A 7,811-nucleotide genomic window follows, 5' to 3' on the forward strand; every position below is an offset into this window, starting at 1 on the left:
GGGTGGGTGACATGTTGCGCGTGGGCCTCACCGGAGGCATCGGGTCGGGGAAATCCACTGTGGCACAACGACTTTCGGAACTCGGCGCGGTCGTCATCGATGCTGACGTCCTCGCCCGCGAGGTGGTCGCGCCCGAGAGCTCGGGCCTCGAGGCCATTGTCGGCCGCTTCGGCGACGGTGTCCTCGATGACGCAGGTGCCCTCAACCGTCCCGCCCTCGGTGCCATCGTGTTCGCCGACGAGCAGGCACGACGCGACCTCGAGGGCATCACCCATCCCCTGATCGCGCGCCGGACGGCCGAGCTCGTGGCCGCCGCGCCGGAGGGTGCAGTGGTGGTCCATGACGTCCCGCTGCTCGTGGAGAAGGGCTACGGGCCCGGGTACCACCTCGTGGTGGTCACAGGGGCTGACATCCAGACCCGGGTCAAGCGGCTCATGCACACGCGAGGGATGACCGAGACCGAAGCCCGCAGCCGGATCGCGGCCCAGACCACCGACGAGGAGCGTCGCGCGGCGGCCGACGTCTGGCTCGACAACGACGGGCCCAGGGAGCACCTGATCACAGCGGTCGACGTGCTGTGGCACGAGCGCCTGGTGCCGTTCGAGGAGAACGTCCGCGGCGGCATACGCGCAGCGAGGGTCGAGAGGCTCGCGCTGGTAGCGAGCGATCCGACGTGGCCGACCCAGGCACGGCGGCTGCTCGCGCGGCTGCGGCTGGCGTTCGGTGATGCGCAGGTGACGATGGACCACATCGGCAGCACCGCCGTCCCGGGTCTCCTCGCCAAGGACGTCATCGACCTCCAGGTGGGCGTCCGGTCGCTCGACGACGCCGACGACCCGGACCTGGTGGACCGATTGACCAGGGCGGGATTCCCACGTCCTGACGGGGACTGGGCCGACAACGCCAAGGACGGCAGGAGCTGGCCCAAGCGGTTCCACGGCACTGCCGACCCGGGACGCATGGCCCACGTGCACGTGCGGGAGGTCGGGAGCCCGGGATGGCGGTGGGCACTGGTGTTCCGTGACTGGATGCGTGCCGTGCCCGAGGCGCGCGAGGAGTATGCCGCGGAGAAGCGCCGCCTCGCCGCCACCGGTCTGGGGACGAGCGAGTATGCCGCCGCGAAGGAGCCGTGGTTCGACTCCGTCCACGAGCGGGTCGAGGCCTGGGCGCGCGAGACCGGGTGGGAGCCCCCACGCGGCTGAGGGCGGGAGAGGGACCGCCGGACAGGGCACTGTCGGCGGGTCCGCCTACGCTGGACGCATGCGTCCCACGACTGACCTGCAGCGCACGGTCGCCCCGTTCGAGGTCGTCTCCGAGTTCTCGCCCGCGGGAGACCAGCCCACTGCCATTGCCGAGCTCACGACCCGGATCAGGGCGGGGGAGAAGAACACCGTCCTGCTCGGTGCCACCGGCACCGGCAAGTCGGCCACGACCGCCTGGCTGATCGAGCAGGTGCAGCGGCCGACCCTGGTGATGGCCCCCAACAAGACGCTGGCGGCGCAGCTCGCCAACGAGTTCCGCGAGCTGCTGCCCAACAACGCGGTCGAGTACTTCGTGTCCTACTACGACTACTACCAGCCCGAGGCCTACATCCCGCAGACGGACACCTACATCGAGAAGGACTCCTCGATCAACGACGAGGTCGAGCGGCTGCGGCACAGCGCGACGAACTCGCTCCTGACCCGTCGTGACGTCATCGTCGTCGCCTCGGTGTCCTGCATCTACGGCCTGGGCACACCACAGGAGTACGTCGACCGCATGGCCCGGCTGCGCGTCGGCCAGGAGGTCAACCGCGACGACCTGCTGCGACGCTTCGTCCAGATGCAGTACACCCGCAACGACCTGGCGTTCACCCGAGGGACCTTCCGGGTCCGTGGCGACACCGTCGAGATCATCCCCGTCTACGAGGAGCTCGCCGTCCGCATCGAGTTCTTCGGCGACGAGATCGAGCGCATCTACACGCTCCACCCGGTGAGCGGCGAGATCATGCGCGAGGAGCAGGAGATGTACGTCTTCCCGGCGACCCACTACGTCGCCGGGCCCGAGCGGATGGAGCGGGCGATCCGCGGCATCGAGCTCGAGCTCGCCGACCAGCTCGCGGCGTTCGAGAAGCAGGGCAAGCTGCTCGAGGCCCAGCGGCTGCGCATGCGGACCACCTATGACATCGAGATGATGCGCCAGGTCGGCTCGTGCTCGGGCATCGAGAACTACTCCATGCACATCGACGGTCGAGGTCGCGGGACGGCGCCCAACACCCTGCTCGACTACTTCCCCGAGGACTTCCTCCTCGTCATCGACGAGTCCCACGTCACCGTGCCTCAGATCGGTGCGATGTACGAAGGCGACATGTCGCGCAAGCGCCAGCTCGTCGACCACGGCTTCCGGCTCCCGTCCGCCATGGACAACCGTCCCTTGCGCTGGGAGGAGTTCCTCGGCCGGATCGACCAGACCGTCTACCTGTCCGCCACGCCGGGTCCCTACGAGCTGGCCCAGAGCGAGGGGATCGTCCAGCAGATCATCAGGCCGACCGGCCTGGTGGATCCCGAGGTCATCCTCAAGCCCACCAAGGGTCAGATCGACGACCTGCTCCACGAGATCGGCGAGCGCACCAAGGTCAACGAGCGCGTCCTCGTGACGACCCTGACCAAGAAGATGGCCGAGGACCTCACCGACTACCTCCTCGACAAGGGGGTTCGGGTCCGCTACCTGCACAGCGAGGTGGACACCCTGCGCCGCGTCGAGCTGCTCCGTGAGCTGCGGATGGGGGAGTACGACGTCCTCGTCGGGATCAACCTGCTGCGCGAGGGCCTTGACCTGCCGGAGGTGTCGTTGGTGAGCATCCTCGACGCCGACAAGGAGGGATTCCTGCGCTCGGCCAGGTCGCTCATCCAGACCATCGGGCGCGCCGCGCGCAACGTGTCCGGTCAGGTGCACATGTACGCCGACAAGATCACGCCGTCCATGCAGGAGGCCATCGAGGAGACGCAGCGCCGCCGCGAGATCCAGATCGCCTACAACCTCGAGGCCGGCGTCGACCCCCAGCCGCTGCGCAAGAAGATCGCCGACATCACCGACCTGCTCCAGCGCGAGGACGCCGACACCGAGGCCCTGATCGGCTCGGGACGCAGCCAGTCGCGGGGCAAGGGCGGCGGACGCGGAGGCCGCGGAGCGGTCCAGGCCGACGCGGGTGTGGCCACCGACCGGCTGCGCAACCTGCCCGCCAACGACCTGGCCAACCTCATCCAGGAGCTGTCCACCCAGATGCACCAAGCAGCGGCCGACCTGCACTTCGAGCTGGCCGCACGGCTGCGCGACGAGATCGGCGACCTGAAGAAGGAGCTGCGGCAGATGTCCGAGGCCACCAAGTGACGCCGGACCAGCTGCGCGAGCACTGCCTGGCCAAGCCCGGGGCGTGGGTGGACCAACCGTGGGAGGGCGACTTCGTCGCCAAGGTCGGCGACAAGATCTTCGCCTTCATGGGCGACGAGTCGGTCGGGCTCAAGTGCGGCGCGAACCGGACCGAGGCCGACGAGTGGGTCCTGCAGTACCCCGACGACGCCTCGGTGATGGCCTACATCGGCAGGTCCGGCTGGAACACGCTGCGCCTGGGTGGTGCGATCGCCGACGACGAGCTCCGTGAGGCCGTCGACGCGTCCTACGACACGATCGTCGCCAAGCTGCCCAAGTCACGACGGCCCCAGCAGGCCTGACCGCGCCCAGCCGATGGATGGGACGGCGGCGTCCCGAGTTGGGTTTGCGGGTCGGAGTCTGGGACACTGGCTCCAGATCATCGGAGGGGAGTATCCCCACGCGGTGTCCTCGTCATCACGGTCGCTCGTCGCACGGCTCACGCAGCCACGCGGCATACCGACCCGGGGAGCCGGTCCGCACCTGTCTGGGGCGGGAGAGACCTCCGGCCACCTCGTCGTGACCGGAAGGTTCCCACTGTGACCGCGTTCGTTGCCACCACTGCCACCCGGATGGAAGTCCCCACCTGGGTCTGGTACCTCACCGTCGGCCTGATGGCCGCCGTCCTCCTCTTCGACGTCTTCATCATCGCGCGGCGCCCGCACGTGCCGTCGACGAAGGAGGTCAGCGTCTCGCTGGTCTTCTACATCGGCGCAGCGGTGCTGTTCGGGCTGGGCGTGTGGTGGTTCACCCACGACCAGGCCGGCGCCAAGTTCATGACCGAGTACTACGCGGGCTGGCTGACCGAGTACTCGCTGTCCATCGACAACTTGTTCATCTTCCTGCTGATCATGGCCAGGTTCGGCGTCCCCGAGAAGCTCCAGCAGTCGGCCCTGCTCATCGGCATCATCATCGCCATCGTCCTGCGCGGGATCTTCATCGCCGCCGGTGCGGCCGCGATCGACCGGTTCTCCTGGGTCTTCTACATCTTCGGTGCCTTCCTCATCTACACCGCCGTCAAGCTCGCCAAGGAGGGCGAGACCGACGACGACGAGTACGAGGAGAACCGCTTCATGAAGTTCGTCGAGCGCCGCTTCCCGGCGACCGACCAGTACGCCGGCGCCAAGCTGTTCACCCGCATCGACGGCAGGAAGCTGGCCACCCCCATGTTCATCGTCATCATGGCGCTGGGCACCACGGACCTGCTGTTCGCACTCGACTCGATCCCGGCGATCTACGGCCTGACCAAGGAGCCCTACCTGGTCCTCACAGCCAACCTGTTCGCCCTGATGGGCCTGCGCCAGCTGTACTTCCTCATCGGTGGCCTGCTCAAGAAGCTCGTCTACCTCAGCCTGGGGCTCGCCGTCCTCCTGGCCTTCATCGGGCTCAAGCTCGTGCTGCACGCGCTGCACGAGAACGAGCTGCCCTTCATCAACGGAGGTGAGCACGTGACCGCCGCCCCGGACATCCCGATCTCGGTCTCGCTGGGTGCGATCGTCGTCATCCTCGGCGTCACGACCGTCGCGAGCCTGCGCAAGTCCCGCAAGGACGAGCGGGAGCGGCTCTCAGCCTCCTGACGCGGCAGGGTCCTTGCGCTGGCCGGCGCCCATGACCAGGGCGCTGGCCACGACCACGAGCGCCATTCCGGCCAGCTGCGGCTGGGTCAGCCGTTGTCCGAGGACGACCAGACCGGCAAGGGCGGCTGCGGCCGGCTCGAGGCTGAGCAGGATGCCGAAGACCCGCGGACTCAGGTGCCGCAGGGCGGCCAGCTCGAGCGAGTACGGCAGCACCGAGGACAGCACGGCGATGCCCAGCCCCTTGGCCACCGACTCGGGGGACCAGGAGGGCGCGCTCGCCACGCCGAACGGCAGCGTGACCACCAGTGCGACGGCCATGGCGAGGGCAAGCCCTTCGAGCTTGGGAAACTCCCGCCCCGCGCGACCACTGGCGAGGATGTATGCCGCCCAGCAGGCCCCCGCGAGGGCGGCCAGCCCCAGCCCGGTCCACTCCATGTCCGCGAGGGGGATGTCGAGGGCTTGGGAGATGAGCACCACGCCGACGGCGGCTGCGGCCACGGCGGCGAGGTCGCGCAGCCGTCGCGACAAGGCCGTCGCGAGGGCCAACGGGCCGAGGAACTCGACCGTCACCGCGACCCCGATGTGCAGGTGCGCGAGCGAGGAGTAGAACGCGAGGTTCATCAGGCCCAGGGCGAAGCCGAACGCCAGCACGGTCGACCACGCAGTGCGGCTGTGACCGCGGACGCGCGGACGCGCGATGGCCCAGAGGATGGCCGTGGCGAACAGGAGGCGGAGGGTGACCGAGCCTCCCGCACCGATCTCGGGGACCAGGGTGGCCGCCAGCGCGCCACCGAACTGCACCGAGACGATGGCGGCGAGGACGAGGAGCAACGGCCGAGCCGGGGTCCGTGTCGCCACCATGGTTGGCGACTCTAGTGAGGTGAGGAGGGGGCACCTCCACTCGACCGTCGCAGGGCACGGGACGCACTGCACGGCCAGAGCAGGCAACCGGCAAGTATTGGCGAGGTCACCTAGTCCCTAATGACTATTGCTGCCCGTCTTTTTGAACTCATACCGTTGACGAGTCGCGGAACCACAAGGAGACCTCACAGGGGGTGCTGGTCTCCGGTCTGCGGGGTTGTGAGGGACATACATGGCTGCTTTTCTTGAAGATCGCCAGCGCCCAGTCGCTGGCGGGGAGATCGACACCGTACGAGCGCTGCTGCACGACCTGCGTCAACCGTTGGCCGCGATCCTGCTCCTGGCAGGCACCGAGGGCGGGGACGTCGGTCGCAAGATGGACGGTATCGCCGGACAGGCGCGTTGGCTCGCCGAGCTGGTCGAGACGAGCCTCAGTGAGGCCGCGGCCGACGAGGTCACGAGCACCGACCTGGCGGCTGTCGCGACCCGGGCGGTGGCCCGGGCTCGCGCCACGGCGAGCTGCGAGATCACGATCGATGCGAGCGGAGCGCTCGAGGCGTGGGCTCGGCCGGTCGCCTTGAGCCGGGCGCTGGCCTGCGTGCTCGACAATGCAGTGCGTGCCGCTGGCGACGGGGGCCACGTTCACGTTGACGCCTACGCCGACCGCGATGGCGCTCACATCATGGTGACCGACGACGGCCCCGGCCTCGGCAAGGTGACCGCCCGCACGTCGCTGGGCCTGACCACCACCAGGGCGATGGTGGCCGCCTGTCACGGATCCTTCACGCTGCACGCGACGGACGGTGGTGGCACGGTGGGTGAGATCTGCCTCGCCCAGACCGAGCTCGGGCTGGTGGCGTCATGAGGATCGTCGTCTGTGACGACCACCTGCTGCTCCTTGAGGCGCTCGGTCTCGCACTGGGTGCCCGCGGACACGAGGTGGTCGCCCTGGCCGGCACGCCGGAGGAGGCGGTCAGCGCCGTGGCGATGCACCGTCCCGACGTGTGCCTGCTCGACGTCAACTTCCCCGGCGGGAGCTCGGTCTCCGCGATCCACGTGATCCGTGAGATCTCGCCCGAGACCAAGGTCGTGATGCTGTCGGCCGAGGCCGACCACTCGATCGTGGGCCGGGCCATCGCCGAAGGTGCGTCGGGCTACGTGGGCAAGGAGAAGCCCATCGTCGAGATCGTCGAGATGCTGGACCGCGCCGTCCGTGGCCAGCTCGCCGTCGAGCCGTCACTGCTGCAGCGGGCCCTGCGCCCGTCGAAGTCCACCGACGACCCGCTGTGGGCCCTGCAGTTCCTGACCGACCGCGAGTGGCAGGTCATGCGTTGCATCATGGACGGCCAGACCACCGAGGAGATGGCGACGTCCCTCGGCGTCCAGCGCAGCACGGCCCGCACCCACGTCCAGAACCTGCTCACCAAGCTGGGGGTCCACTCGAGGCTCCAGGCGGCGGCCCTGATGTCGGCGCACGGTTCCCAGGAGTCCTGGCCGGCCCACTTGCGCTGAGCGTCACCCGGGCCGTCGTCTCGACGGACGGCGTCGTGCGAACCGACGGCATCGTCCGGACGGACGGAATCGTGTGGACGGACGGCGTCGTCCGAACCGGCGACGTCGTCCGAACGGACGGCGTCGCATGGACGTAACGGACTAGTCCGGTCACCCTTTTGACGTAGGACGACCTCCGGCACGGGCCGGTTTTGTCCGCTCTGCCGGTGCGTCACCGTGGGGCCATGCCAGCCCCCGTGCGCGTGTTGCTCGTGGATGACCACCAGGTGTTCGTGGACGCCCTGGCCATCTGTCTGGGGGACTACCCGGACATCGTGGTGCAGGGTTCTGCGACCAGCGTCACCCAGGCCCTGCGGCGCCTGGAGGAGGTCGAGTGCGACGTGGTCGTGCTCGACCTCGACCTGGCGGGCGAGGATGGCCTCCTGGTCGCCCGGGAGGCGTTGGTGACCAGGC

The 7,811-nt window shown here is 68.8% G+C and carries 8 protein-coding genes; 7 read left to right on the forward strand and 1 reads right to left on the reverse strand.

All coding sequences use genetic code 11. The features are described from left to right. Positions 1-11: 11 nt before the first annotated feature. The 4 genes from coaE (at position 12) to AC1DWR_RS15425 (ending at position 4,985) form a co-directional block, all read left to right on the forward strand. Entirely contained in the window at positions 12-1,202 is a 1,191-nt protein-coding gene (gene coaE, locus AC1DWR_RS15410) for a dephospho-CoA kinase (protein WP_477612799.1), read from the forward strand. Between the two features lie 58 nt (positions 1,203-1,260). Next, positions 1,261-3,369 (forward strand): excinuclease ABC subunit UvrB, encoded by a 2,109-nt coding sequence (uvrB, locus tag AC1DWR_RS15415; protein WP_477612800.1) that lies wholly within the window; start codon positions 1,261-1,263, stop codon positions 3,367-3,369. Beyond that, positions 3,366-3,710: an MmcQ/YjbR family DNA-binding protein gene (locus AC1DWR_RS15420; RefSeq protein WP_477612801.1), complete on the forward strand. Its 345-nt coding sequence runs from the start codon at positions 3,366-3,368 to the stop codon at positions 3,708-3,710. The genes uvrB and AC1DWR_RS15420 overlap by 4 nt, the downstream gene beginning before the upstream one ends. Before the next feature lie 270 nt (positions 3,711-3,980). Then, positions 3,981-4,985, forward strand: a complete 1,005-nt coding sequence (locus tag AC1DWR_RS15425) for a TerC/Alx family metal homeostasis membrane protein (protein WP_477613417.1) — start codon at positions 3,981-3,983, stop codon at positions 4,983-4,985. Here AC1DWR_RS15425 and AC1DWR_RS15430 read toward each other — a convergent pair. Further along, on the reverse strand, positions 4,974-5,846 hold the full coding sequence (locus tag AC1DWR_RS15430) for an EamA family transporter (protein ID WP_477612802.1): 873 nt from the start codon (positions 5,844-5,846) through the stop codon (positions 4,974-4,976). The genes AC1DWR_RS15425 and AC1DWR_RS15430 overlap by 12 nt on opposite strands. Positions 5,847-6,078: 232 nt before the next feature. On the opposite strand from AC1DWR_RS15430, the gene AC1DWR_RS15435 reads away from it, so the two are divergent. From AC1DWR_RS15435 to AC1DWR_RS15445, 3 genes are all read left to right on the forward strand, one after another. Continuing rightward, positions 6,079-6,711 carry a sensor histidine kinase gene (locus AC1DWR_RS15435; protein ID WP_477612803.1) on the forward strand — a complete coding sequence of 211 codons (633 nt, stop codon included), beginning with the start codon at positions 6,079-6,081 and terminating at the stop codon, positions 6,709-6,711. Then, the gene (locus AC1DWR_RS15440; protein ID WP_477612804.1) at positions 6,708-7,358 is read left to right on the forward strand and encodes a response regulator; all 651 of its coding nucleotides are present in this window, start codon (positions 6,708-6,710) and stop codon (positions 7,356-7,358) included. Before AC1DWR_RS15435 ends, AC1DWR_RS15440 begins: the two co-directional genes overlap by 4 nt. Before the next feature lie 224 nt (positions 7,359-7,582). Continuing rightward, on the forward strand, positions 7,583-7,811 hold a 229-nt coding region (locus AC1DWR_RS15445), incomplete at its 3' end, for a response regulator transcription factor (RefSeq protein ID WP_477624733.1).

The sequence above is a fragment of the Pedococcus sp. P2_E2 genome (genome assembly GCF_056403955.1).

Coding starts and splice junctions, on each gene's coding strand:
- AC1DWR_RS15430 (WP_477612802.1), bottom strand. CDS start 5,846: ATGGTGGCGACACGGACCCCGGCTCGGCCGTTGCTCCTCGTCCTCGCC.
- coaE (WP_477612799.1), top strand. CDS start 12: ATGTTGCGCGTGGGCCTCACCGGAGGCATCGGGTCGGGGAAATCCACT.
- AC1DWR_RS15440 (WP_477612804.1), top strand. CDS start 6,708: ATGAGGATCGTCGTCTGTGACGACCACCTGCTGCTCCTTGAGGCGCTC.
- AC1DWR_RS15435 (WP_477612803.1), top strand. CDS start 6,079: ATGGCTGCTTTTCTTGAAGATCGCCAGCGCCCAGTCGCTGGCGGGGAG.
- uvrB (WP_477612800.1), top strand. CDS start 1,261: ATGCGTCCCACGACTGACCTGCAGCGCACGGTCGCCCCGTTCGAGGTC.
- AC1DWR_RS15425 (WP_477613417.1), top strand. CDS start 3,981: ATGGAAGTCCCCACCTGGGTCTGGTACCTCACCGTCGGCCTGATGGCC.